The sequence below is a fragment of the Stenotrophomonas sp. T8 genome, assembly GCF_051853085.1.
GTDB lineage: Bacteria > Pseudomonadota > Gammaproteobacteria > Xanthomonadales > Xanthomonadaceae > Stenotrophomonas > Stenotrophomonas sepilia.
In genome coordinates this window covers 3,010,856-3,036,969 of the sequence record NZ_CP195329.1, presented here as the reverse complement: position 1 = coordinate 3,036,969, position 26,114 = coordinate 3,010,856, and the positions used below count along the sequence as shown (strand labels likewise).

Sequence of the window (26,114 nt, the reverse complement as noted above, 5' to 3'; positions counted from 1 at the left end):
GCAGGTTCAATCCACGCCATGCGTGAATGATTGCCTCAGGCCGCGCTGGCCTGCGGCGGCGGCATCAACGTGGCATCCGCTGCATGGCGGAAGCACAGGCGGATGGCATCGAGCAGCTCGCTCATGCTGTACGGCTTGGGCAGGAAGTGGATGCCGGCGCGCAGCTGCGGCAGCACATGATGCTGGTCCATGCCGGAGGTGACCAGGATCGGCAGCTGCGGCAGATGCTCGCGCACGCGGTTGGCGGTTTCGATGCCGCTGATCCCGCCCAGGCAGACGTCGGTGAACAGCAGGTCGAACGGCTCGCCGGCGTTGAGCAGGCCCAGCGCGGCCTCGGCACTGCTGACAGCGGTGACCTGGCAGGCCTGGCTTTCCAGGGCGAGGCGGCTGAGTTCCTGGGTTTCCTCGGCGTCCTCGATCAGCAGGACGCGCGGTTCCACAAAGCGCTTGGACAGCAACATGACGCGGCAACTCCGGACAACAGGGGAGCAGAAGGCGCGCAAGTATGCGCAAGCCGGGGGTGATCCCGGCGTGCACGCCAGGCTAAGTGGGCGTTACAGCCGATGCTGCTGCCGGCGGCGTACCTGCCAGGCCAGCACCGCCACCGCCAGCAGCGCGGTGCCGATACGCAGGCTGGTGGCCTGCCAGCCCAGCGCGACGGCGTCATCGAGGCTGAACGCGTTCCACGCCATGTTCATCGATACATGCAGCACCAGGCCGCACCACAGGGTGTCGCCGTCCAGATGGTCGAGCCAAGCGAAGATGAAGCCGCCCAGTGCGATGACCGCGCCGACGAACAGGGCAGTGCCGCCGCCGTCGAAGCCGCCGAAGCCCAGCCAGTGCACCCAACCGAACAGCAGCGCCTGCGGCAGCGCAAGCAGGGACCACGGGCCACGCATGAGCTTCACCAGCAACACGAAGCCGAGGCCGCGGAACAGCACTTCCTCGGCCAGTGGGAACAGCACGGCGAGCATCGTTGCATCCAGGGTGGTCAGTGCGGTGTTGGGCGTGCCCAGCAGCGCCAGGCCCAGCCAGCAGGGCAGGCTGGCCAGCAGCACCCACATCGGGCCGCGCCAGCCGTTGCCGCGCAGCCCCAAGCTGGCCATCAGGCCTACCCCATGGGGGCGCAGCAGTGCGGCCAGCAGCAGTGCCAGCAGCACGGCCAGTGCGTTGTCCAGCAGGCTGCCGCCGTAGGGCATGGGCAAGGCGGGAATCGGCGCGCCTGCGGCCGCAGCGACATCGCGCAGATTGAGGCCCAGGCCGACGCCGAGGAGCACCAGCAGCAGGCGCGCCGCGTTGGGCAGGCGGGACAGGACGGTCATGCACGCACTCCCTGCGGAACCAGCGTGCAGTGTGGAAGGCGGCCGAGGACGCTGGCACGCGCCGGAAGTCCCTGTGCCATCGGTCATGTGTTGCCGCACAGTCATCCGTGGGCAGGTAGAGTCGTTGCCAGACCTTCAGGAGCCATGCCCATGCTGTGCCCCGTGTGCAAGACCCAGACCCTGCAGATGGCCGAGCGCCATGGCATCGAGATCGATTACTGCCCCGGTTGCCGTGGCGTGTGGCTGGACCGTGGCGAGCTGGACAAGATCATCGAACGTGCCGGCGCCGGTGCTGCGGTGCCGCCGCCCGCCCCTGTGCAGGCACAGCCGGCCGCTGCGCCGCCGCCGGTGATGCATCGCGATACCCGCCACCTGGGCCAGCGCTACGAGGACAACCGGGGCCAGCAGTACGGCCATGGGTACAAGAAAAAGAAGAAGGACAGCTTCCTGTCGGAGTTGTTCGACTTCTAGGTGCTTCGCTTTTGTAGAGTCGAGCCATGCTCGACTGGCTATTGCCAAAGCAGTCGAGCATGGCTCGACTCTACATGTGCAGCATGGTCACAGCCGGCGCAGGATGAACTCGCGGTCGCGCGTATCCCCGACGATGAAGTCGTACTCGCCGACCTTGCTGCAGCCGTAGCGCGCGTAGAAGCGCTGCGCGCCGAAGTTCTCCTCCCAGACGCCCACCCACAGGGTGCGGCGCTGCGGCTGGTCCAGCCAGGCCATGAACGCGTCCATCAGGCGCGCGCCGTGGCCGCCGTTCTGGTAGTCGGCCAGGATGTAGAAGCGCTTCAGTTCGATGTCGCCTTCGCAGGCCTCGGCATGCGGCAGGGTGTTGGCACCGGCAGCCAGGTAGCCGACCACGTTGTTGCCGTCCATCAGCAGCCAGATCGCGCTGCGCGGGTCGGACAGTTCGGCGCGCTGCGGTTCGCTGCTGTAGTGCGCCTGCAGGAAATCCTGCAGCTCCTGCGCCGGATACGAGTCGCCCCAGGTTTCGTTGTAGGTGGTGATGGCGATGGCCGACAGCGCGTCGACATCGGCAAGGGTGGCGCGGCGGATCTGCAGCGACATGGCGGAGCCTGCATTGGAACGTGGCGCAGTGTAGCCGGCCCCGGCGTTTGCCGGGGCTGGCGGTTGCTCACACCCCGCTGATCAGAACCACATGCGAACGCCGGCCACCCAACGCGTGTCGCGCGCGTGGTCACCGGCGTAGTCGGCGGTGTCGCCAAACGTGCGCTCGTGGCTGATGCCGATGTACGGCGCGAAACGGCGGCTGAACTCATAACGCAGGCGCAGCCCGGCTTCGACCTTGTTCAGTCCGCGACCAATGCCGTACTCCGGTTCATCCTTGGCTGCGATGGTGGCTTCCAGCAGCGGCTGCAGGATCAGGCGGTTGGTCAGCAGCACGTCGTACTCGACCTCGGCCTTGGCCAGCACCTGGCCGCCGGAACCCATGTACAGCGTTGCCGAGCTCTCGAACTTGTACGGTGCAAGGCCCTGGATGCCGATGGCCGCCCAGGTGCGCGAGTCGGCCGGCTGGAAGTCCTGGCGCACGCCGACCAGCACGTCCCACCACGGCGATACGCTGCGACCATACAGTGCTTCCAGTGACGACGATTCCGTGCGGCCGCGGCTGCGTTCGCCATCGGTGCGCAACCACAGGCGGTTGATGTTGCCACCGATCCAGCCGGTGGCCTCCCAGGCCTGGCCGGTGCTGTTCTTGCCGTCCCAGTGTTCGAGGCGATCGATCAGCAGCAGGCTGTTGATCTGCGGTGCATGCTCCATCGCATCGTGCGCGATCGGTGGGAATGCGGCAGCGCGGTCGGCATCGGTGGGAACCGGGATCGGCTCGCGCGGTTCGATCGGTGCGGGCGTGCCGTGACCCATCGCCTCGTGGTCCATCTGTGAATGGTCCATCTTCGAGTGGTCCATCGTGGAGTGGTCCATGCCGGCGTGATCCGCCGCGCCCATGTCCATCTTCGAATGATCCATCTTCGAATGATCGACCGGTTCGGCCGGCGCGTTGGCGGTCTTTGCGGGCGGATCTATCGCGCCCATGTCATGGCCAGCATGCGACTGCGCGAATACCGGCCATGCCGCGGCCAGGCCCAGGGCCAGCAGGCTGGGGGAAAGCAGTGAGTGGCTCATTCTTCGATCCTCACTTCGCGCATCATGCCCGCTTCCATGTGGTAGAGCAGATGGCAGTGGTAGGCCCAGCGACCGAGCGCATCGGCACGCACGCGGTAACTGCGGCGGGTGCCGGGTGGCATGTCGATGGTGTGCTTGCGCAGCTGGAATTCGCCCTGCGCGTTTTCCAGATCACTCCACACGCCGTGCAGGTGGATCGGGTGCTGCATCATGGTGTCGTTGACCAATACGATGCGCATGCGCTCGCCGTAGTTCAGCCGCAGCGGCTCGGCGCTGGCGAACGGAATGCCATCGAATGACCAGGAGAACTTCTCCATATGGCCGGTCAAGTGCAGCTCGATCTCGCGGCTCGGCTCGCGGCCATCGGGGTCCTCGAACAGGCTGCGCATCGCGCCGTAGGTGAGTACCTGGCGACCGTTGTCGCGCAGGCCGATGCCGGGATCGTCCAGTTTCGGTTCGGTGGCCGAGCTCTGCATGTCCACCAGCGGGTTGTTGCGTTCGCTGGCCGGGTGCTTCGGTGCCTTGCTGGCGGCATCGCTACCGCCGTGCGCACTGTGGCCCATGCTGGCGCCGCAGCCGCCTTCCATGCCCTTCATCGCGGCCATGTCGTGGCCACCATGGCCACCACTACCCATGTCGTGCCCCATGTCGCTCATCGTCAGCAACGGGCGTGGGTCGCGCGCGGGAATCGGTGCCTGCAGGCCATGGCGGACTGCCAGCGTTCCGGCGGCAAAGCCGGTACGGCCCATGTCCTGGCAGAAGATGGTGAACGCGTCCTGCCCGGTCGGTTCCACCAGCACGTCGTAGGTTTCGGCCGGCGCGATGCGGAACTCGTCGATGCTGACCGGATGGATGTACTGGCCGTCGGCGGCGACCACGGTCATCTTCAGGCCGGGAATGCGCACGTCGAAGTAGGTCATCGAGGCGCCGTTGATGAAGCGCAGCAGTACTTTCTCGCCGCTGCGGAACAGCCCGGTCCAGTTGCCGGCCGGCGCGGTGCCATTCATCAGGTAGGTGTAGGTGTGCGCATTGATGTCGGAGATGTCGGTGGGCGTCATCCGCATCCGCCCCCACATGCCACGGTCGGACAACGCGGCCGACCAACCGTCGCGCTTCACGTCACGCAGGAAGTCGGGCAGGGTGCGCTTGTAGTAGTTGTCATGCTCGGCGAGCTTCTTCATGCGCCGGAACAGCGCGCCGGGGTCCATGTCGGTCCAGTCGGACAGCAGGATCACGTGCTCGCGGTCGTGCTGGTAGGGCGCCGGCTCGGCCGGGTCGATGATCAGCGCGCCGTACAGGCCGGCCTGCTCCTGGAACATCGAGTGGCTGTGGTACCAGTAGGTACCCGACTGCTTCAGTTCGAAGTGGTAGTGGTAGGTCTCACCGGGGCCGATGCCATTGAAGCTCAGGCCGGGCACGCCGTCCATGTTGGCCGGCAGCAGGATGCCGTGCCAATGGATCGAGCTCGGGTGGCGGTCCAGCGTGTTGCGCACGAACAGGTCCACGGTCTGGCCTTCGCGCCAGCGCAGGATGGGTGCCGGCAGCGATCCATTGACGGTGATCGCCGGACGGGTGCGGCCAGTGAAGTTGGCCAGCGATTCGCCGATGGCCAGTTCGATGCGGGTGTCGCTGAGCACGGCGGGGGCGCCGGCCAGGCGTGGGGCGGCAGTGGCGGCGGCGAGCGCGCGCTGCGGCACGCCGACAGCGGCGATGCCGGCAACCACGCCACCGGCGGCCAGGCCCTGCACGAACAGGCGGCGCGACGGCATGGGCACAGCGCCCGGACCGCGGGGGATGCGGGTATTCATGGTGGTGACTCCAGACACGTAAAGACGCCGGCAGGCGGCGGGCTGCGGTGCGCAGGGCGCACGGTGCGTGTGGAATCAGCCGATGGGAGGGCGTGAGATCGGCGGCAGCGGCGGCGCCGGCCGGCCGGTGGCCGGCATCGGCTGCGGGGCCAGCGACAGTGCCGGCCCGGCAATGAACGGCAACGGCTGCACCACCAGCAGCGGGTGCTGGGCGCAGCTGCGCACGCAGTCCTTGATCTGGCAGTGGGCGTCGTGGGCCGGGGCCTTGGCCTGCGGGGCCGGGTTGGCCTGCGTGTCGGCGTGGTGGTGGCAGTCGGCAGTGCCGCCATCAACAGCAGCGGCTGCGGCGTGGGCCATCCGCCCCATTTCTTCGTGACCACGGGCCATGGCCGCGTTCAGCCCGTTGAGCAACAGGCTGAGCATGAGCACGACGCGGAGCAGGGTCGAGGCCAGGGACATGGCGCTAATTTAGCCGCAAGCGGGTGCGGATGCACTTCCGGCTGAATGGCCGGTTCAAGGTTGGAGCCGCACCAATGTAGAGCCGAGCCCGGCTTACCCCTCTTCGCGCACGATCTCGACCAGGCGCGGGCCATAGCGGCTCAGCTTGGTACCGCCGATGCCGCCGACCCGGGCCAGTTCATCCAGGCTGGTCGGGCGCCGCTCGGCGATGTTGCGCAGCGTGCTGTCGTGGAAGATCACGAACGCCGGTACGTTCTGTTCCCGGGCCAGTTCGGCGCGCAGGCCGCGCAGCGCGTTGAACAGGGCCAGGTCCTGCGGCAGTACCGACAGGCCGGTGCGCTGCGCGCTGCGCTCGCGTCCGCTGCTGCTGCTGGCCGGGTCGCGGCGCATGCTGATCTGGCGGCGGCCGGTCAACACGTCGCGGCTGGCATCGGTCAGGCGCAGGCCACCGTGACCCTCGCTGTCCACTTCCAGCAGGCTGGCCGCGACCAGCTGGCGGAACACGCTGCGCCAGGTGCGTGCATCGAGGTCGCGGCCGATGGCATAAGTGCTCAGCTTGTCGTGGCCCTGCTGCCTCACCTTCTCGTTCTCGCTGCCGCGCAGGATGTCGATCAGGTGGCCGACACCGAAGCGCTGGCCGCTGCGGTAGACGCAGCTCAGCGCCTTCTGTGCCGGTATGGTCGCGTCCCACGAGGCCGGTGGCGTCAGGCAGTTGTCGCAGTTGCCGCACGGCTGGGGGTAGGTCTCGCCGAAGCCGGCCAGCAGCACCTGGCGGCGGCACTGCATCGATTCGCAGTAGCCCAGCAGATGGTCGAGCTTGGCCCGCTCCAGCTGCTTGCGCTCTTCGCCCGCCTCGGACTGCTCGATCATCTGCTTGAGCAGTACCACATCACCCAGGCCGTAGCACAGCCAGGCCTCGGCGGCTTCGCCATCGCGGCCTGCGCGTCCGGTTTCCTGGTAGTAGCCCTCCATCGACTTGGGCAGGTCGGTATGCGCGACGAAGCGCACGTCCGGCTTGTCGATGCCCATGCCGAAGGCGATGGTGGCACACATCACGATGCCGTCCTCGCGCAGGAAGCGGCGCTGGTTGCCGGCGCGCACTTCCGGCGGCAGGCCGGCGTGGTAAGGCAGAGCGTTGAAGCCCTGGCCGCAGAGGAATTCAGCGGTCTCCTCGACCTTGCGCCGCGACATGCAGTAGACGATGCCGGCCTCGCCACGGTGGCCGCGCAGGAAGTCGGTCAGCTGCTTGCGGGCGTTGTCCTTCTGCACCACGGTGTAGCGGATGTTGGGGCGGTCGAAGGAACTGACAAAATGGCGCGCTTCCTGCAGATCGAGGCGCTCGGCGATCTCGCGCTGGGTCGGCGGATCGGCGGTGGCGGTCAGCGCGATCCGCGGGATCTGCGGCCAACGCTCGTGCAGCACGGTCAACTGGCGATATTCGGGGCGGAAGTCATGGCCCCACTGCGACACGCAGTGTGCTTCGTCGATGGCGAACAGGGCGATCTGGCTGCGCGACAGCAGCGACAGGAAACGCCCGGTAAGCAGCCGCTCAGGGGCGACATACAGCATGTCCAGTTCGCCGGCGAGCAGCTCGCGCTCGACGCGGCCGGCGGTCTCGGCATCCAGGGTTGAATTCAGGTACTCGGCGCGCACGCCGAGCTGGCGCAGGGCTTCGACCTGGTCCTGCATCAGTGCGATTAGCGGCGAGATGACGATGCCGCAACCGTCACGCAGCAGGGCCGGGACCTGGTAGCACAGCGATTTGCCGCCGCCGGTGGGCATCAGCACCAGGGCGTCGTGACCGGCAGCCACATGCTCCACGATGTCCTGCTGCGGACCACGGAAATCGTCGTAACCAAAGACGCGTTGGAGCAGGTCGTGCGCGGGACGGGAAGCCATCGCGCTAGTTTACCCCGGCGGGGGAGTCGGCAGGGCTGCGCCCTGGGAACGGGCCATCGCATGCGCGCTGCCGCTCCCACGCTTCGCTCCGCGAAACGCGGGCCCCACTTACCAGCTCCCAGACCCCCGCCGCTTCGCGTCCGCCCCCTGACTCAGGGGGCTCTCCCCCGGACTTGGCCCGGTGGGCGGTAGATCCACGCCATGCGTGGATGAAATCTGTCAGATATCGACAAACAAAATGGGGTCAGACACGTTTTCCTGCGGAAAACGGATCTGACCCCAAGTAATGCCCTGGCAGATCGCGGAAAACTGTCGAAGGCGGGGTGGGTCCGGTTGCGGGGGCGTGAGCCGCATGGATGCGGCGACCGAGCCTACATGGACGTATTCACGGCGTCCCCCGCAACTGGACCCGCCCCGCCAACCCACGGATAGCCCGCTTTTGACGTTGACGTTGACGTTGCAGTTGCCTCTGCGGGTGCAGGGCGCAGCCCTGCCGCCCCCCCCCCCCAACCCTTACTGCAGCAGGGAACGCAGCATCCAGGCGTACTTCTCGTGGGTCTGCAGGCGCTGGGTCATCAGATCCTCGGTCGGGGCATCGTCACCCTTGGCCGCCACATCCAGCACTTCACGCGCCGTACGGCATACCGCTTCGTTGGCGACCACCAACTGGCGTACCATTTCACGCCAGTCCGCACTGTCGGTCAGGCCCGGTTCCTCGACGATCGAGGTCAGCGCAGCGAATTCCCGGTAGGAGCCCGGGGCATTGAAGCCCAGCGCGCGGATGCGCTCGGCCACGTCGTCCAGTGCCGCCCACTGCTCGGTGTACTGCGTCTCGAACATGGTGTGCAGCGAGTTGAACATCGACCCGGTCACGTTCCAGTGGAAGTTGTGCGTCTTCAGGTAGAGCGTGAACGCGTCGGCCTGGAAGCGCGACAGACCGTCGGCGATCTTCTTGCGGTCGCCCTGGGTGATCCCGATATCGATGTTCGGCGCCGACGGTGCCGCCGCTGCAAGCTTCTGCTTGCCGGTCTTGGCCTTGGTCGTGCTCTTGGTCTTCGCCATGGGGTTCCTCCTTGTGGAATCGTTGGCCTTCACAATAAACCGGTCGTGATGACTGGTCGCTTTCAAAGTTTTGAACGAACCGATTGATGAACTCTATCGATAAAAATCCATCGCCCCGCCTGCGCCAACAGCGCGCCGCCATCGACGGCGCCATGAGCCGCGACCGGGGCCGTTTGCTGGGAATGCTCTCGCGTTGCCAGGCCAAGCCGCAGGATGCGGCACTGGCCGCTACTTTCGAGCAGGCCTTGCAGGCGTCGGTGCAGCGCCGGCAGGTGCGGGCGCAACAGCAGCCGTCCATTACTCTGGACCCGCAGCTGCCGATTGCGCGTGAAGCCGACGCGATCATCAAACTGATCCGCGACCACCAGGTGGTGGTGATCGCCGGTGAAACCGGTTCGGGCAAGACCACCCAGCTGCCGAAACTGTGCCTGGCCGCAGGCCGTGGCCAGGCCGGCATGATCGGCTGCACCCAGCCGCGACGGATCGCCGCACGTGCGGTAGCCAGCCGCGTGGCGCAGGAACTGCAGAGCGAACTGGGCCAGCTGGTGGGCTACCAGGTGCGCTTCAATGACAAGGTCAGCGACGACAGCCGCATCAAGTTCATGACCGACGGCATTCTGCTGGCGGAGATCGCCAGCGACCGCTGGTTGTCGAACTACGACACGATCATCGTCGACGAGGCACACGAACGCAGCCTCAACATCGACTTCCTGCTGGGCTACCTGAAGCAGCTGCTGCGCAAGCGCCCGGACCTGAAGCTGATCGTCACTTCGGCCACCATCGACACCGAACGCTTCGCCCAGCATTTCGACAATGCGCCGGTGATCAGCGTCGAAGGCCGTACCTACCCGGTGGAAGTGCGCTACCGCGCGCTGGAAGGTGAGGGCGAAGACCAGGGCGAGCGCACCGTCAACGATGCCATCGTGTCGGCCATCGACGAGATCACTCGCCTGGACGCACGCGGCGACGTGCTGATCTTCCTGCCGGGCGAGCGCGAGATCCGCGATGCGCACCAGTCGCTGGAACGGCGCAAGTACCGCAATACCGAGGTGCTGCCGCTGTACGCGCGCCTGTCCAACCAGGACCAGGACCGGGTGTTCAACCCCGGGCCGAACCGGCGCATCGTGCTGGCCACCAACGTGGCCGAGACCTCTTTGACGGTGCCACGCATCCGCTACGTGGTCGATCCGGGCTTCGCCCGCGTCAAGCGCTACAGCCCGCGCAACAAGCTGGATCGCCTGCACATCGAGCCGATCTCGCAGGCCAGCGCCAACCAGCGCAAGGGTCGCTGCGGCCGTATCGCCGAAGGCATCTGCTACCGCCTGTACGCCGAGGCGGATTTCCAGGCGCGGCCGGAGTTCACCGATCCGGAAATCCGCCGCTCCAGCCTGGCCGGCGTGATCCTGCGCATGCTGCAGCTGGGCCTGGGCCGCATCGAGGAGTTCCCGTTCCTGGAGGCACCGGACGAGCGCGCGGTGGCCGATGGCTGGCAGCAGCTGACCGAGCTGGGCGCGATCGATGCCGAGCGGCGCATGACCACCATCGGCAAGCAGATGGCGCGCCTGCCGGTGGACGTGAAGCTGGCGCGCATGCTGGTCGCCGCGCAGGCCGCCGGCTGCCTGCGGCCGATGCTGGTGATTGCCTCGTTCCTGGGCATCCAGGACCCGCGCGAACGCCCGCCGGAAGCGCGCGGTGCGGCCGACAGCGCGCATGCGCAGTTCGCCGATGGCCGCTCCGAGTTCGTCGGCGTGCTGCGCCTGTGGGATGCCTACCGGCAGGCCCATGAGGACCTGACCCAGTCCAAGCTGCGCGACTGGTGCGGACGTCATTTCCTCGGCTTCCTGCGCATGCGCGAGTGGCGCGAGCTGCATCGCCAGCTGCGGCTGCTGTGCGAGGAACTGGGCTGGAAGGAAGAGGCCAGCGAGGCGTCGATGGCACCGTTGCTGGCCGGCAGCAGTGCGCCGGCACCGGCGCGTGATGACGCGGCCGCAGTAAAGGCCACCCGCGGCCAGTTGCATCGTGCCGCGCGCCTGGCCCGCGAAGGCAAGGCCGAGGCCGCACCGGCACCGGCGGCCGCGCGCGCGCAGAAGGAACAGGCGCCCGTCGGCGGCGGCTTCAGCGAACGTGTACGCGCTGCTGCCTACCAGACCCTGCACCGGGCACTGGTGGCGGGCCTGCCGACGCAGATCGGCCACCGCACCGAGAAGGGCGATTTCCAGGCACCACGCCAGCGCCGCTTCCTGCCGTTCCCCGGTTCGGCGCTGGCCAAGCGGCCACCGCCGTGGCTGCTGGTGGCCAACCTGCTGGATACGCAGAAGGTATGGGGCATGACCCTGGCCGCGATCGAGCCGGACTGGGTGATCGCCGAACTGCCGCACCTGCTGCTGCGCAAGCACTTCGACCCGCACTGGTCGCGCGCGCAGGGCCAGGTGCTGGCGTCCGAGCAGATCAGCCTGTTCGGCCTGGTGCTGGCACCGAAGAAACCGGTCCATTACGGCCGCATCGCGCCGGGCGAGGCGCATGACATCTTCGTGCGCCAGGCACTGGTGACCGGCGAGATCAATACCCGCGCCAGTTTCGTCGCCGACAACCAGAAAGTGCTGGAGGTCGCGCGCGAGGAAGAAGCCAAGCTGCGGCGCGCCGGCATCGTTGCCGACGAAGACTGGCAGGCACGCTGGTACCTGGACCGGGTGCCGCCGCAGATCCACTCGGCGGCGGGACTGGATAGCTGGTGGAAAGGGCTGGCGCCGGAACAGCGCAAGGCGCTGCACTGGTCGTTGGCAGACCTGTTGCCCGGTGAGGGCAGCGAACAGGAGCGCTATCCGAAGTACCTGGCGCTGGGCCAGGCGCGCTTGCCGCTGCACTACCGCTTCGAACCGGGGGCCGACGACGATGGCGTCACCCTGGACGTGCCACTGCACCTGCTCAACGCGTTGGACCCGGTGCAGCTGGGCTGGCTGGCGCCGGGCTTTGTTGCCGACAAGGCCTCGGCACTGATCCGCAGCCTGCCCAAGGCGATGCGCCGCAACTACGTGCCGGCGCCGGACTTCGGTCGCGCGTTCTACGAGGCCTTCCCGCAGCCCAGCGCCGATGCCATCACCGGCGAGCTGGCGCGTTTCCTGTCACGTGCGACCGGCGCGACGGTGACCGCACTGGATTTCGAGCCGGGTTCGATCGAGCCACACCTGCACATGAACCTGCGGCTGCGCGACGAACAGGGCAAGGTGCTGGCCACCTCGCGTGATCTGGAAGCGCTGCGCGCGAAATTCGGTGGCCGTGCTGGCGATGCCTTCGCCGCGCGTGCCGGGCGCGAGATGGCGGCTGACGGCCTGCGCACGTTCCCGGCCACGCCGATTCCGCTGCAGGTACCCGGTGAAGCCGGCGTGCCGGCCTATCCGGCGCTGCTGGACGAGGGCGACAGCGTGGCGCTGCGCATCTTCGCCGACCGCCAGCAGGCGCAGGACGCCCATCCGCTGGGCGTGCGCCGCCTGCTGGAGATCGCCCTGGCCGACAAGGTGAAGCAGGCACGCAAGCAGTTGCCGGTCGGTGCCAAGACCGGCCTGTTGTATGCCGCGATCGAATCGCAGGAGCGCCTGCGTGGTGACCTGGTCGATGCAGCGATGAACGCGGTGCTGGCCGAGGGCCTGGAAGACATCCGTGATGCGGCGGCCTTCGAGCAGCGCCGCGAGCATGCCGCCAAGGCCCTGTTTGGCGAGGCGATGTCGCGGCTGAAGCTGGCCGAATCCATCCTGGCGCTGGTGGCGGAGCTGAAGCCGATGCTGGAGGCGCCGCTGATGGGCTGGGCGCGCGGCAACCTGGACGACATGGAAGCGCAGCTGGCCGGGCTGATCCACCCCGGCTTCCTGCGCGACACGCCGGCCGACGCGCTGGCGCAGTACCCGCGTTACTTGAAGGCGATGATCCTGCGCACCGAACGTGCCAAGCGTGATCCGCCGCGCGACCAGGCGCGCATGCTGGAACTGCATCCGTTCCTGGAAGCGCTGGAGGCGGGCGAGCAGCAGGGCCTGCGTGATCGCCCGCAATGGCAGGCGCTGCGCTGGGATCTGGAAGAACTGCGGGTATCGCTGTTCGCGCAGGAGCTGGGGGCACGCACCGGCATCTCGGCGAAGAAGCTGGCGCAGCGCGTGGCTGCATTGCGCCAGGCCTGAGCGCGCCCCGGCCGCCCCCTCGGGCGACCGGGGCCGGCCGGGCAGGGAGCCGGGCACGGCCGGAATGCCCGGACGTTACTTGGTGCGGCGAACCTTCGGCTGCACGTTCACCCCGTCCACCTTCATATACCAGGCGCCCATCACCCCTGGGCGCATGCTGACGCCCGGGGCGTCCTTGCGGCCACCGGAATAGTGCGTGGCGTCTATCTGCTCCCACTCCTGGCCGTTCTGCAGCACGTAGCGGCGGCCCTGGCCGAATCCACGGAATTCACCCTGCAGGTTGCTTTCGATCGGTTCGCTGCTGCCGAAGTCCAGGAAGCCGCGGTTCTTCTTGATCACTTCCTGGCGGCCTTCTTCGCGCGCTGCGGCGACGGCCTGGTTGGTGGCCGCCTCGACCTTGCCCTGCAGCCAGCGGTTGAGCGTGGCCAGTTCACCGGCACTGAGCTTGTCCAGGCCGGCGGCCTTGAACTCGGAGGGCGACATCTGCTGCTGCAGGTCGCCCTCCACCACGCGCTGGGCCAGCGCAGGCGCGGACAGGGACAGCAGCACGGCGGCACAGGCCAGCAGCCGTGGACGGACGCGCGGGGCAATCGAAGGCATGGCGGGTCTCTCCTGGGTGTGTGGGCGAGTGTAGCGGCATGTCTTCATGCCGGGTGATGGTAGGTGCAGTGATTGTCCCTGAACGGCGCCGGCGCTAGTGTAGGGGCCTCTGTCTTGCCTGCTCGATGCTGTGAACCGCGCTTCCGTCCCTGGCCTGGATGCCTTGTTGAACCGTCCCTCGGCAGCGGTGCTGCCTGCTCCGCTGCGCCAGGCCCTGCGTGAGCATTGGGAAGCGCCGGATTGCGAGCACCAGATGCGTGCCACCTGGTCGGTGCTGGGCGATACCCTCGATGCGCTGGCGATGCTCTCGGCCGACGAAGGCGCAGTGGTGGCCGCATTGCTGTTCGACCTGCCGGGCCTGCGCGCCAGCCTGGACCAGCTGCCGCTGGGCAACCACAAGGCGGCGGTGATCGGCCTGCTGGATGGCCAGGATGCGGCCGACCCGGTGTGGGCGCTGCACGCCGGCCGTGAGGCGGGGCGCAACAGCGAAGGCCTGCGCCGGCTGCTGCTGGCGATCATCCGCGACCTGCGCGTGGTGCCGATCCTGCTGGCACGGCAGCTGGCGCGGATGCGCGCGGCCGACAAGCTGGACGAGGAGCAGCGCCGCGCGCTGGCCCAGCTGACCCGCGACATCCACGCGCCCCTGGCCAATCGGCTAGGCATCTGGCAGCTGAAGTGGGAGCTGGAGGACCTGGCGTTCCGCCACCTGGAACCGGAAACCTACCGCCGCATCGCCCGCGAGGTGGATGAAACCCGCATCGCCCGCGAGCGTTACGTCGAGAACGTCAAGAAGGTGCTGTCGCGCGAGCTGGTCGCCCAGGGCATCAAGGCCGAAGTCAGCGGCCGCCCGAAGCACATCTACAGCATCTGGCGGAAGATGCAGAAGAAGCGGTTGGCCTTCGACCAGTTGTATGACATCCGTGCGGTGCGCGTGATGGTCGACGACGTTGCCGCCTGTTATGCCGCGTTGGGCGTGGTGCACGCGCTGTGGGCACCGGTACCGAGCGAGTTCGATGATTACATCGCACGCCCGAAGGCCAACGACTATCGCTCGCTGCATACCGCCGTGGTCGGCCCGGAAGGTCGCACCATCGAAGTGCAGATCCGCACCCATGAAATGCACTCGCAGGCCGAGCTGGGCGTGGCCGCGCACTGGAAGTACAAGGAAGGTGGCAAGGGCGCGGAGAAGTCCTTCGACCGCAAGATCACCTGGATGCGCCAGTTGCTGGAACAGGCGCAGGACGGGCAGGGCAATGAACTGGCCGGGGCGCTTGATGCTGAGCTGACCGAGGACCGGGTCTATGCGCTGAGCCCGAAGGACGAGGTGCTGGACCTGCCGCAGGGCGCTACGCCGCTCGATTTCGCCTACCAGGTGCATACCATGGTCGGGCACCGCTGCCGCGGCGCCAAGGTCAACGGCCGCATCGTGCCGCTGACCTACCGCCTGCGCAGCGGCGACCGCGTCGAGATCCTGACCGGCAAGGAGGCCGATCCGCGCCGCGACTGGCTGATGCCGGCCAACGGCTTCCTGGCCAGCAACCGCTCGCGCGAGAAGGTGCGCAGCTGGTTCCACAAGCTGGACCGCGCGCGCAACGTGCAGGCCGGTCGCGAGCTACTCGAGCGCGAGCTGAAGCGGCTGGGCCTGCAGCACGCGGACCTGGCTGTGGCGGCGAAGAAGTTCCATGCCGACAGCGTCGATGACCTGTACATCCAGGTGGCGCTGGGCGATACCGGCCCGAACCAGGTCAGCCGTGCGCTGCTGGAGGCGGAGCGTGCCGCCAGCCAGCCCGCGCCCGCACCGGCTCTGCCGCGGCCGACCGCGCGCCGCGAGAACCTGGGCAAGTCCAAGTTCACCGTGCAGGGCGTGGGCAACCTGCTGGTGCAGCTGGCACGCTGCTGCCAGCCGGTGGCCGGCGAGCCGATCGTCGGCTACCTGACCCGTAGCCGGGGTGTCACCGTGCATCGTGCAGACTGCGCCGCGCTGGCCCGGCTGGCGGCCAGCAGCCCGCAGCGCATCCTGCCGGTGGAGTGGGGCCAGGCTGGGGGCGGCTACGAGGTGGACGTCGTGGTCGATGCGGTCGATCGCCGCTGGCTGCTGAAGGACATCACCAACCTGATCGCCCAGGAAGACGCCTACGTGCTCGACATCCACAGTGACAACGTGCGCAACAGTGGCCGTGCCCATCTGCGGCTGCGCCTGAAGGTCAGTGACTACGGGCAGTTGTCGACGCTGCTGGGCAAGCTCGATGCGCTGCCGGGCGTGAGCGAGGCGCGTCGCCTCGGCTGAGCTTCACGCTGCCCCGGCTACCCTGCACGCATGGAACGCGAGCCCCCGCATCGCCCGCATGGCGCTGAACATCCTGCGCTGGACCGTGTCCGTCGCGAGGGGCGTTGGTGGTGGCTGCAGGCGCGCCATGCGCGCCGGATCTGGCGCTGGGCGCTGCTCGCAGCGCTGGCCGTGTTCGTGCTGCTGGTCCTGCTGCGCAAGCCGTTGGCAGATTGGTTCTGGGATGAGCCGCAGATCGAACAGCTGCTGGCCGAGGGGGATCGTGCATTGGCGGCTGGGCGCCTGAGCGATGCCGACGGCAGTGGTGCGCGCGAGCGCTACCAGGCGGCGCTGGCGCTGGACGGTGATCGCCCGCAGGCGCGCCAGGGCCTCGCCAATACCGGCGCGGCAGCGCTGCAACAGGCGCGCGATCGCCTGCAGGCGGATGACCTGGACGGCAGCGCGCAGGCCCTGGCACTGGCCCGTGAGCTGCAGGTGCCGCAGGGCGACGCCGATGCGGTCGCCCGCCAGTTGCAGGCGCGACGTAGCGCCGGAGCCGGTATTGGTGCGTTGTTGGCGCAGGCGCGTAACGCGTTCGCGGCCGGACGCCTGGATGACGGCGACAGCAGTGCGTTGCCCTTGTTCCAGCGCATCCTGGCCCTGCAGCCGGACAACCTGCCGGCGCTGGAAGGGCGCGAAGATGCGCTGAGCGACCTGCTGCTGCAGGCACGCACGCTGGCAGAGCGAGGGGAGTTGGCCGAGGCGGCTGCGCTCCTGCGTCGTGCCCGTCAGTTCGATGCCGGTCATGCCGATCTGCCGGCGAGCGAGGAGGCCCTCGCGCGCGCGGCCGACCGGCGCCTGCGGCAGGCGCAGCGTGCGTTGCGACGGCAGCAGCTGGAAGCTGCGGCCAAGGGTTTCCAGGCGGTGCTGGTGGTGGCCGCCGATGATTCCAATGCGCAGCGCGGGCGTGAGCAGACCCTGCAGGCAGTGGTTGCACGCAGCCAGAAGTCCGCCGACGACTTCCAGTTCGATGCGGCGCAACGTGATGCGGCCCTGGCGGCGGAGCTGGGGGCTTCGCAGGCCGTCCGGCAACAACTGGCGCAGCGCCTGCAGCGCGCGCAGCAGGCGCAGCGGGCTCTGCAGCAGCCCGCGGTCAGCACGGCGCAGCGCGAACGCCAGCTGCGCGACCACCTGCGGAAGATCGAACGTGCCGAGCGCGCGGGGCAGTGGATCAGCCCACCCGGGCACAGCGCGTTCGACGCGTTGCGCGAAGCCCAGTCGCTGGCTCCCCGCGATGCGCGGGTGAAGGCAGCCGCCGCACGCTTGCTGCCCGCCAGCCGACGCTGCTTCGACGACAATCTGCGGCAGAACCGCGTGCAGGCGGCAGGCGCCTGCCTGCAGGCTTGGCAGACCCTGTCACCGACCGCAGCCGGACTGCCCTCGGCGCGGCTGCGGTTGGCCCAGCGCTGGCTGGCGATCGGCAGCGAGCGGCTCGGTAACGGTGACCTGGCCTTCGCCGCGCATGCCGCCGAACAGGCGCGGTTGCTGCAGCCGGATCTGGCCGAACTGCCGGCGTTTGAAGATCGCCTGCGCCGCGCCGGTGGACGGGTGGACTAGGCGAAGAACACCCGCTGCACGGTCGCACGGGCGGCGTCGAGTGAGAAATGTTCGGCGACGTTGGCCAGGCCGGCATCGGACAATTGCTGCCACAGCTGCGGGTCCTGGTACAGGCGGACCACCGCATCGGCGAAACCGGCAGCGTCATCGGCCACCAGTACGTCCTGGCCAGGATGCAGGTGCATGCCTTCCACGGCGCAGGTGGTACCGACCACCGGCTGGCCATGGGCCATGCTCAGGTTGATCTTGCCTTTCACGCCGGCACCGAACCGCAGCGGTGCGATGGCAATGCGCGCGCCGTCCATGTAGGGCGTGATGTCCTCGACGAAGCCGTGCATCTGCACGCCGGGGTGGCGTGCGGCCAGTGCCAGCAACGATTCCGGCGCCGCAGCGCCGATGCAGTGCAGGCGTACCTCCGGCAGCCGGGCGCGGATGTGGGCGAAGATTTCGCCGATGAACCACTCCATGCCGTCCAGGTTCGGCGGATGGCGGAAGCCACCGACAAACACCAGATCGTGTCGTTGCTCGTAGACAGCGCCGGCGCCGGCAACCTCGTGCAGGTTGGAAATCAGTTCCACCCGTACCCGCGGCGCATCGGCCTGCAGCTGCTCCCGTTCGGCCGCACTGACCAGCACGGTGATGTCGCACTGCTCCATCACTGCCAATTCACTGCTGCGGGTGCGTTCTGCTGCGCGCAGCAGGGCCGCATCACCCGCCACTTCGGCACCGCGGCGCTCGCGCAGGTAGTGCAAGTCGACCGTGTCGAACACGGTTCGTGCCTGCGGCGCATAGCGCTTGAGCAGGGGCAGGCACTCGTGGGCGACGTGGTGGCGCACCAGCATCGCCACGTCGAAACGCGACCCATGGCTGCGCAGCCAGCCGGCTACACCGTCCAGGAAGGGGGCGTACCAGACTTCCACGCCCATCCGCTGCAGCGCCTCGGTCGCCGCGCCGGCATGCTCGCGCCGGGTCGGGACGAATACCACGTGGGCACCGCCCTGCAGCAGCAGGCGGATCAGATTGACCTGGCGCAGCGACCCGGAATCGCGATCGGGCTGCGGTACTTCCTCGTCCAGGATCAGCACCTGGCGCCGGCCGCGCAGCAGCAGCGCTGGCGACGGCACTGCGCCGACCGCCGGATGGCCGGCCAGCTCGGTGGCCCAGCGAGCGGCAAAGATGGCCTGGTTGCGCACCTGGTAGGCCTTCACCCCGCTGCCGGTGTCGGTGCCGTTGCTGGTGCCCTCGTCGTGGATCACCCGGCTGGCCGGCTGCACCAGCACGCGCAGGCCCTGTGCACGCACGCGGAAGGCCAGGTCGGTGTCCTCGTAGTACGCTGGCTTGTAGCGGGTATCGAAGCCGTCCAGCTGCTGCCAGAGGGCACGCGGCAGCATCAGCGCCGCACCGGAGCAATAGTCGACGTCGCGCAGGCTGGCGAAGCGCGGGTCGTCAGCGGCCTCGAAGCGGCCATAGCTCCAGCCACTGCCATCGGCGAAGATCACTCCGCCCGATTCCTGCAGGCGGCCATCGGGATACAGCAGCTGGCTGCCGACCAGGCCGGCGTCGGGGACGCTGCCGAAGGTGTCCAGCAGGGCGTCGAGCCAGCCCGGCTGCGGCACCGTATCGTTGTTGAGCAGCGCCACGTAGCGGCCGCGTGCGCGCGATACACCCTCGTTGCAGGCTTCGATGAAGCCGCCGTTGTGCGCACGCACCTCATAGCGCAAGCCCGCCACCTGCGGCATCCACTGTGCGGTAGCGTCGCTGCTGCCGTCATCCACCACCAGGATCTCGCACGCGGCTGCGGGCGGGTGTGCCGCCAGGGCGCGGAGGCAGGCCAGGGTGTGGTCGACGTGGTTGTAGACCGGGATGACGATGCTTACCTCCGGCAACTCGCTGAACGGCACCGTGAAGGGAGCGAAAGCCTGTGCTGGCGGCAGGAACAGCGGCGTGCGCGGCGCGGGAACGGCGCGCTGGGTGTGCACGCGGATGCGTTGCCAGGTGGCCCGCCACCCGCGGGTGCGCAGGCTTGCCAGGCTCCGGCGGGCCAGGCCCGACAGGCGGTTGATCAGGTATCGGATCTCGGCCAGGGACATCGCCATCCGGTTGCAACTCCAGCTTAAGCAGGGGAACCCGGGAGAACTCGCCAGCCGCAGTGGCTGGGGTAGACTCGCCAGACCCTACATTCTCGCATTCCCGTGCCCCGACGCTACGATTCCGACGACATCGACGATTTCGACGACGACCCGCAGGACAGCGGTCCGCTGTGGCGGCGCCGGCTGATCACCTGGAGCATGGCTGCGGTCGCATTGGGATTGGGTTTCCTCATTCCCTATACGCTGTACCTGAACCAGCAGGTGACCCAGCGTTTCGGCGAGCTGCGCTGGCAGATCCCGACGCGCGTGTATGCGCGCCCGCTGGTGCTCACCCCCGGCAAGGCGATGGATGCGTCCACGCTGAAGACCGAACTGGCCGCCTCCGCCTATCGTGATGACGGCCAGGGCAAGGAGCCGGCCACCTATGCGGTGAACGGCGGTCGCTTCGTGATCTCCAGTCGTGGCTACAACGATGTCGATGGCCGGGTGGCGCCGCGCCGGGTGGAGCTGTCGCTGGCCGATGGCGGCGTGGCCTCGCTGCGCGACGCCGACAGCCGCAAGGCACTGAAGGCCGCGCGGCTGGATCCGGCGCGCATCGCCACGCTGTACGGCCAGAAGCAGGAAGAACGCCGCCTGATCCGCATGGACGAGGCGCCGGACCTGCTGGTGACCGGCCTGCAGGCAGTGGAAGACAAGGACTTCAACCGCCATCACGGCATCGACCTGTCCGGCATCGCGCGCGCGGTGTGGGTGACGATCCGTTCCGGTGGCCAGAGCCGCCAGGGCGCCTCGACGCTCACCCAGCAGCTGGCCCGCAGCGGCCTGCTTGGCATCGGCAAGGAGCAGACGCTCACCCGCAAGTTCAATGAGGTGCTGTACGCGCTGATCATGGAGGCGCGCTACGACAAGCGCACGATTTTCGAGGCGTATCTCAACCAGGTGTACCTGGGCCAGCGCGGCAGCCAGGCGATCCATGGCATGTCCTCCGGTGCCGAATTCTGGTTCGGGCGTGACCTGCAGTCGCTGGAGACCGAGCAGATCGCCCTGCTGATCGGCCTGGTCAAGGGGCCGTCCTTCTACGACCCGCGGCGCAACCCGGAACGCGCGCTGGATCGCCGCAACTTCGTGCTGGGCAAGCTGCACGAGGCCACGCTGATCGACGATGCCGAGTACCAGCGCGCGCTGAAGGCTCCGTTGGGTGTGCCCAAGACACCGGGCCTGGTGGCAGCCAACCGCTTCCCCGCCTACGTCGACCTGGTCCGCCGGCAGCTTGCGCATGACTATCCGGAATCTGCGCTGCAGGGCGCGGGCCTGAGCGTGATGACCGGTATGTCGCCGTCCGCGCAGGCCTATGCCGAAGGCGCGGTGACCCGCACCATCAAGTCGCTGGAAAGCCAGCGTCGCCCTGAACTGCAGGCCGGCATGGTGCTGACCGACGTGCACAACGGCGACGTGCTGGCGGTGATCGGCAGCCGTGAGGTGTCCGAGGTCGGCTTCAATCGTGCGATCGAGGCGCAGCGCCCGGTCGGTTCGCTGCTCAAGCCGTTCGTGTACCTGCTGGCCCTGGCGCAGCCGGACCGCTATTCGCTGGCCAGCTGGGTCGATGATTCGCCGGTGACGGTGCAGCTCGGCCGCGGCCGCAACTGGAGCCCCGGCAACGCCGACAACCGCAGCCACGGCACGGTGCGCCTGATCGATGCGCTGGCGCATTCGTACAACCAGGCGACGGTGCGCTTGGGCATGCAGGTCGGCCCCGAGCGCGTGACCCAGCTGATCCATGTGCTGGCCGGCATCAAGGCCGAGGCCAATCCGGCGGTGATCCTCGGCTCGACCGACCAGAGCCCGTATGCGATGGCGCAGCTGTACCAGTTCCTCGCGTCCGGGGGTGAGATCCAGCCGTTGCACGCCGTGCGTGGCGTGCTCGATCCGCAGGGCAAGCTGCTCAAGCGCTACGACAAGACCCCGGCACCGGCACAGGAAGGCGATTCGATTGCCGCCAACCTGATCAGTGTCGGCCTGCAGCAGGTCGTCGCCAGTGGTACCGCGCAGCGGCTCAATGCTGATGGCCTCGGCCGTCTGCAGCCAGCCGGCAAGACCGGCACCACCAACGATGGCCGTGACAGCTGGTATGCCGGCTACACCGGCGACCACCTGGCGGTGATCTGGATCGGCAACGATCAGAACCAGCAGGCCGGCCTGTATGGCGCCACTGGCGCGATGCGGGTCTGGTCGGGCATCTTCCAGCGCCTGCCGAGTGCGCCATTGCGGGTCAGCAACAAGGGCCTGGATTGGCAGCCGGTGGCTCCCACCGGTCTCAACAGCACCGATGAAGGCTGCCCCGGCGCGCGTCGTTTCCCGTTCGTGGTGGGCTATGCGCCTGCCTATGTGCCGTGCGCGCCGGCCGCGTCGCCCGAGGGGCAGGGCGAGGCTGAAGGCGAGGGCGGTGGCTGGCGCAGCTGGTTCGGCCTGGACCGCAAGCCGGAAGCACCCGCCGAACCTGCCGCCACCACTCCTCCCCCGAGCCGATGATGCCGATGAACATGCGAACCCTGCTGCAGCCCCTGGCCCTGACCGGCCTAAGTCTGGCCCTGGCCGCCTGCGTGAGCAGCGCGCCGCCGGTAGTCAAGCCGGTCGACACCACCACGCCGGCGCAGCGCCTGGCGGCCGTGGATGCTGCAGCGGGTCCGGACGACAAGGAATTGTCGGTGCAGCCGCTGCGTGATTCGCAGGTGGAAGACCTGAGGCTGGCCGCACAGGCGCAGCGCCAGGCCAACGACCTCGCCGGTGCCGCCAGCAGCCTGGACCATGCGCTGGAGATCGTGGCTGGTGACCCGGCGGTGCTGCAGGAGCGTGCCGAACTGGCGCTGCTGCAGGGGCAGTGGGCACAAGCGGAGACGTTCGCGCGCAAGGCCGTGGATCTGGGCTCGAAGACCGGGCCGCTGTGCCGCCGGCACTGGGCGACGATCGAGCAGTCGCGGCTGGCGCGGGGCGAGAAGGAAAATGCGGTGTCGGCGCACGCGCAGATTGAAGGTTGCACGGTGCCGGGGATCAAGCGTTACTGAGTTTTCAGCCAACGGCACAGCCCCTCGTGGCTGGCTGCTTGGCCGAGTAAAGCAAAAGCCGCGCTTGGCCGGGCGGGGTGGGTTCGCGGGGGACGCCGTGAACCCGTCCCTGGGGGCTTAGCCGCGGCATCCATGCCGCGGACACCCCCGCGAACCCACCCCGCCCGGCCTCTGACAGTTCCCGTGTGCGTCCAGCCACGGAAAAGAAAAAGAAAATCAAAAGCGGGTCGCGCGCTGCGCGCACTCGTTGTGGGGTCGGATCCGTTTTCCGCAGGAAAACGGCTCCGACCCCTTCTTGTTTCCGTTCGACCCACCGCTTCTGAATCAGTCGAGCAAGCGCGACGCCACGAAGCACGTCCATCCGTCACCGGGAAACTGTCGAAGGCGGGGCGGGAGGGGCAGGCAGGACCGTTGGCGCCATGGATGGCGCCATCGAGCCCCCATGGACGGGTTTACGGCGTGTCCTGCCTGCCCCTCCTGCCCCGCCAAACACGCAGCAACCCAGAGCCATGAACCACGCTGTTGCTGTTGCTTTTGCCTGCGCTCTGGCTTGAAACGGGTGCCGGGCAGCGCCCGGCCGGGTATCCTTTCCCTCTGATGTCCGACCTTGTCCATGCCAGCCGCGAAGCCCTCAGCGAAGGCGGCGCGCTCGCCTCGCACCTGGATGCCTTCGTCCCGCGTCCGGCACAGCTGCACCTGACCGCAGCCATTGCCGATGCGCTGCAGCAGCGGGACCTGCTGCTGGCCGAGGCCGGTACCGGCACCGGCAAGACCTTCGCCTATCTGGTGCCGGTGCTGCTGTCCGGGCTGCGCACCATCATCTCCACCGGTACCCGCGCGCTGCAGGACCAGCTCTACCACCGCGATCTGCCGCGCGTGCGCCAGGCGCTGGGCGTCGGCCTGCGCAGCGCGCTGCTGAAGGGGCGCGCGAACTACCTGTGCCGCTATCGACTGCAGCAGGCGCGGGGCGAGCCGCGGTTTTCCAGTCCCGAACAGGCCGCGCAGTTCCAGCGCATCCTGGCGTGGTCCGGCCGCTCGGAGTTCGGTGACATCGCCGAACTGGAGGGCCTGGCCGATGACTCGCCGCTGCTGCCGATGGTCACCTCCACTGTCGACAATTGCCTGGGCACCGATTGCCCATTCTGGGACGACTGCTTCGTGGTGCGCGCACGGCAGCGTGCGCAGGCCGCCGACGTGGTGGTGGTCAACCACCACCTGCTGCTGGCCGATCTGGCACTGAAACAGGACGGCTTCGGCGAGTTGCTGCCGGGGGCGCAGGCCTTTGTCATCGACGAGGCACACCAGCTGCCCGAACTGGCAGCGCAGTTCTTCGGCGAAGGTTTCGGCATGCGCCCATGGCAGGAACTGGGTCGCGACTGCCTGGCTGAAGCGCGCGGCGTAGGGGGCGCACAATCGGCGCTGCAGGAGCCGGTCGACCAGTTGCAACTGGCGTTGCTGGCGTTGCGTTCGGCGATGGAGGGGCTGCCGCCGCGGGGTGCGCAGTGGCGTGCGCTGGCCATGCCACAGGTCCGCGACGGCTTCGATACGGTGATGGCCGGCCTGGTGGCGCTGGAGCAGGCACTTCAACCGCTGCGCGAATCGGCGGCGGGTCTGGACGCCTGCCATGCGCGGGCGCGCGAGGCGGTGTCGCGGTTACAGCGCTGGCTGGGCGATGATGAACCCACCCTCGATTTCGATGCCGATCCGGCGGACCACGCCAGTGCCGCCGATGTGCTCTGGTACGAGCTCACGCCGCGGGGTTTCCGCTGCCAGCGTACGCCGATGGATGTGTCCGGCCCGCTGCGCGAGCATCGCGAGCGCAGCCGCGCGGCATGGATCTTCACCTCGGCCACGCTGACCGTGGGCAATGGATTCGACCACATCGCCACGCGCCTGGGCCTGGACGATCCGCATACCCTGGTCCAGCCGAGTCCGTTCAACTGGCCCGAGCAGGCGTTGTGCTACCTCCCGGAAGGCCTGCCTGATCCGGCCGCACGGGGCTTCGGAACCGCGCTGATCCAGACCCTTCGGCCGGTACTGCAGGCATCGCAGGGCAGGGCATTCCTGTTGTTCGCCTCGCACCGTGCATTGCGCGAGGCGGCCGAAGCACTGCGCGACGGGCCATGGCCGTTGTTCGTGCAGGGTGAGGCACCGCGCGCGACGCTGCTGCAGCGCTTCCGTGAATCGGGCAATGGCGTGCTGCTGGGCTCGGCCAGTTTCCGCGAGGGCGTGGACGTGGTCGGCGAAGCGCTGAGTGTGGTGATGATCGACAAGCTGCCGTTCGCGGCACCGGACGATCCGGTGTACGAGGCACGCCTGGAGGCGATCCGCAGCCAGGGCGGCAATCCGTTCCGCGACGAACAGCTGCCGCAGGCGGTGATCGCACTGAAGCAGGGTGTCGGTCGCCTGATCCGCAGCGAAAGCGACCGTGGCGTGCTGGTCCTGTGCGATCCGCGCCTGCTCAACCGTGGCTATGGCCGGGTCTTCCTGGATTCACTGCCACCCTTCCGCCGCACCCGCAGCCTGGCCGATGTGCAGGCCTTCTTTACGCCACAATGGGTGCCCGTGGCTGATGATGCGGCTGACCCGGCCGCTGTTGCGCCGGGCCCGGAGCCGGCTCCTGGTGCCACGTTCCCCCTGTTCTGACCTGATCTGATGAAACTGCTCGCCTTTGAAACCGCCACCGAAGCCTGCTCCGTTGCCCTGCATGTCGATGGGCAGGTGCTGGAACGCTTCGAGATCGCCCCGCGCCGGCATGCCGACCTGAGCCTGCCATGGGCCGAGGCGCTGCTGGCCGAAGCCGGCATCAGCCGTCGCCAGCTCGATGGCATCGCGCTCAGTCGCGGCCCGGGGGCGTTCACCGGTGTGCGCCTGGCGATCGCCATCGCCCAGGGCATCGCGTTGGCGTTGGACCGCCCGCTGCTGCCGGTTTCGACGCTGCAGGTGCTGGCGCTGCGGGCACCGGTGGAAGAAACGCAGATCCTGTCGGCAATCGATGCCCGGATGGGTGAACTCTACGTCGCGCGCTTCGAACGCGTCGACGGCCTGCCGGTCGCGCGCGATGCCGAGCGCGTCTGCGCGCCCTCCGTGGTGACGTTGCCGGAGGGAATGTCGGCCTACGGTGTCGGTACCGGTTTCGGCGCGGGCGACGGCGCGCTGGTGGCACAGTTGGGCAGTAGCCTGCGCGGTTTCGATGCTGCGGCATTGCCGCGGGCGTCGGACGTGCTGGCACTGGCCGTGCCGGCGTTCGCGCGTGGCGAGGCGATCGCACCGGAGAAGGTCGAGCCGGCGTACTTGCGCGACAACGTGGCATTGACCCTGGTCGAGCAGCAGGCCGCGCGCGAGGCGAAGGCGAAGGCCAACGGCTGAGCCCCTCGTGGCGGGGCGCGAAAGCACGAGCCGCGCTTGGCCGGGCGAGGTGGGTGCGCGGGGGACGCCGTGAACCCGTCTCTGACGTGACCCCCGCGAACCCACCCCCGCCCGACCTCTGACAGTTTCCGTGTGCGTCCGCCACGGAAAATCAAAAAAAGAAGATCAAAGTCAAAAGCGGGTCGCTTCGCTCGTATCCACGCCTGGCGTGGATGTGTGTCGACCAAGGTCGACACCTACCAA

General features: G+C 68.3%; 18 protein-coding genes. 8 read left to right on the top strand and 10 right to left on the bottom strand.

Annotated elements, in window-relative coordinates:
- Window positions 1-35: 35 nt before the first annotated feature.
- Window positions 36-461 carry a response regulator gene (locus ACSDHM_RS14155; RefSeq protein ID WP_061480336.1) on the bottom strand — a complete coding sequence of 142 codons (426 nt, stop codon included), beginning with the start codon at window positions 459-461 and terminating at the stop codon, window positions 36-38.
- 93 nt (window positions 462-554) lie between these two features.
- Window positions 555-1,322, bottom strand: coding sequence for a CPBP family glutamic-type intramembrane protease (locus tag ACSDHM_RS14150; RefSeq protein WP_072167676.1), 768 nt, complete (start codon window positions 1,320-1,322; stop codon window positions 555-557).
- A gap of 150 nt (window positions 1,323-1,472) precedes the next feature.
- Between ACSDHM_RS14150 and ACSDHM_RS14145 the strand changes: the two genes are divergently transcribed.
- On the top strand, window positions 1,473-1,793 hold the full coding sequence (locus tag ACSDHM_RS14145) for a zf-TFIIB domain-containing protein (RefSeq protein ID WP_061480338.1): 321 nt from the start codon (window positions 1,473-1,475) through the stop codon (window positions 1,791-1,793).
- 87 nt (window positions 1,794-1,880) lie between these two features.
- Here ACSDHM_RS14145 and ACSDHM_RS14140 read toward each other — a convergent pair whose 3' ends face one another.
- From ACSDHM_RS14140 to ACSDHM_RS14115, 6 genes are all read right to left on the bottom strand, one after another.
- The gene (locus ACSDHM_RS14140) at window positions 1,881-2,393 is read right to left on the bottom strand and encodes a GNAT family N-acetyltransferase (RefSeq protein ID WP_353761555.1); all 513 of its coding nucleotides are present in this window, start codon (window positions 2,391-2,393) and stop codon (window positions 1,881-1,883) included.
- An 81-nt stretch (window positions 2,394-2,474) separates the two neighbouring features.
- Entirely contained in the window at window positions 2,475-3,470 is a 996-nt protein-coding gene (locus tag ACSDHM_RS14135) for a copper resistance protein B (protein ID WP_353761554.1), read from the bottom strand.
- Window positions 3,467-5,278 carry a copper resistance system multicopper oxidase gene (locus tag ACSDHM_RS14130; RefSeq protein ID WP_439426337.1) on the bottom strand — a complete coding sequence of 604 codons (1,812 nt, stop codon included), beginning with the start codon at window positions 5,276-5,278 and terminating at the stop codon, window positions 3,467-3,469. The genes ACSDHM_RS14135 and ACSDHM_RS14130 overlap by 4 nt, the downstream gene beginning before the upstream one ends.
- 75 nt (window positions 5,279-5,353) lie before the next feature.
- Window positions 5,354-5,737 carry a CopL family metal-binding regulatory protein gene (locus ACSDHM_RS14125; RefSeq protein WP_088497078.1) on the bottom strand — a complete coding sequence of 128 codons (384 nt, stop codon included), beginning with the start codon at window positions 5,735-5,737 and terminating at the stop codon, window positions 5,354-5,356.
- 93 nt (window positions 5,738-5,830) lie between these two features.
- Window positions 5,831-7,636: a DNA helicase RecQ gene (recQ, locus tag ACSDHM_RS14120; RefSeq protein ID WP_072167681.1), complete on the bottom strand. Its 1,806-nt coding sequence runs from the start codon at window positions 7,634-7,636 to the stop codon at window positions 5,831-5,833.
- Window positions 7,637-8,149: 513 nt separating this feature from the next.
- Window positions 8,150-8,698 (bottom strand): Dps family protein, encoded by a 549-nt coding sequence (locus ACSDHM_RS14115; protein WP_005418469.1) that lies wholly within the window; start codon window positions 8,696-8,698, stop codon window positions 8,150-8,152.
- Window positions 8,699-8,784: 86 nt separating this feature from the next.
- Here ACSDHM_RS14115 and hrpA point away from each other — a divergent pair, with 86 nt between their 5' ends.
- Window positions 8,785-12,867, top strand: a complete 4,083-nt coding sequence (gene hrpA / locus ACSDHM_RS14110) for an ATP-dependent RNA helicase HrpA (protein ID WP_188240730.1) — start codon at window positions 8,785-8,787, stop codon at window positions 12,865-12,867.
- A 75-nt stretch (window positions 12,868-12,942) separates the two neighbouring features.
- On the opposite strand, the gene ACSDHM_RS14105 is transcribed toward hrpA, so the two are convergent.
- Entirely contained in the window at window positions 12,943-13,467 is a 525-nt protein-coding gene (locus ACSDHM_RS14105) for a hypothetical protein (RefSeq protein ID WP_111008317.1), read from the bottom strand.
- 130 nt (window positions 13,468-13,597) lie between these two features.
- On the opposite strand from ACSDHM_RS14105, the gene ACSDHM_RS14100 reads away from it, so the two are divergent.
- Together ACSDHM_RS14100 and ACSDHM_RS14095 are read left to right on the top strand one after the other, a co-directional pair.
- Complete coding sequence (locus ACSDHM_RS14100; RefSeq protein WP_111008316.1) at window positions 13,598-15,754, top strand: RelA/SpoT family protein; 2,157 nt, start codon at window positions 13,598-13,600, stop codon at window positions 15,752-15,754.
- A gap of 30 nt (window positions 15,755-15,784) precedes the next feature.
- On the top strand, window positions 15,785-17,350 hold the full coding sequence (locus ACSDHM_RS14095) for a hypothetical protein (RefSeq protein ID WP_049414184.1): 1,566 nt from the start codon (window positions 15,785-15,787) through the stop codon (window positions 17,348-17,350).
- Here ACSDHM_RS14095 and ACSDHM_RS14090 read toward each other — a convergent pair.
- Window positions 17,347-19,446 (bottom strand): glycosyltransferase, encoded by a 2,100-nt coding sequence (locus ACSDHM_RS14090; RefSeq protein ID WP_188240731.1) that lies wholly within the window; start codon window positions 19,444-19,446, stop codon window positions 17,347-17,349. The two genes, ACSDHM_RS14095 and ACSDHM_RS14090, sit on opposite strands and share 4 nt — an antisense overlap.
- Window positions 19,447-19,542: 96 nt before the next feature.
- On the opposite strand from ACSDHM_RS14090, the gene mrcB reads away from it, so the two are divergent.
- The 4 genes from mrcB (at window position 19,543) to tsaB (ending at window position 25,871) form a co-directional block, all read left to right on the top strand.
- Window positions 19,543-21,969 (top strand): penicillin-binding protein 1B, encoded by a 2,427-nt coding sequence (gene mrcB / locus ACSDHM_RS14085; protein ID WP_188240732.1) that lies wholly within the window; start codon window positions 19,543-19,545, stop codon window positions 21,967-21,969.
- Window positions 21,966-22,502 carry a hypothetical protein gene (locus ACSDHM_RS14080; protein ID WP_050562713.1) on the top strand — a complete coding sequence of 179 codons (537 nt, stop codon included), beginning with the start codon at window positions 21,966-21,968 and terminating at the stop codon, window positions 22,500-22,502. Before mrcB ends, ACSDHM_RS14080 begins: the two co-directional genes overlap by 4 nt.
- A gap of 597 nt (window positions 22,503-23,099) precedes the next feature.
- On the top strand, window positions 23,100-25,148 hold the full coding sequence (locus tag ACSDHM_RS14075; RefSeq protein WP_252745519.1) for an ATP-dependent DNA helicase: 2,049 nt from the start codon (window positions 23,100-23,102) through the stop codon (window positions 25,146-25,148).
- 9 nt (window positions 25,149-25,157) lie between these two features.
- The gene (gene tsaB / locus ACSDHM_RS14070) at window positions 25,158-25,871 is read left to right on the top strand and encodes a tRNA (adenosine(37)-N6)-threonylcarbamoyltransferase complex dimerization subunit type 1 TsaB (RefSeq protein ID WP_072168547.1); all 714 of its coding nucleotides are present in this window, start codon (window positions 25,158-25,160) and stop codon (window positions 25,869-25,871) included.
- Window positions 25,872-26,114: the final 243 nt, after the last annotated feature.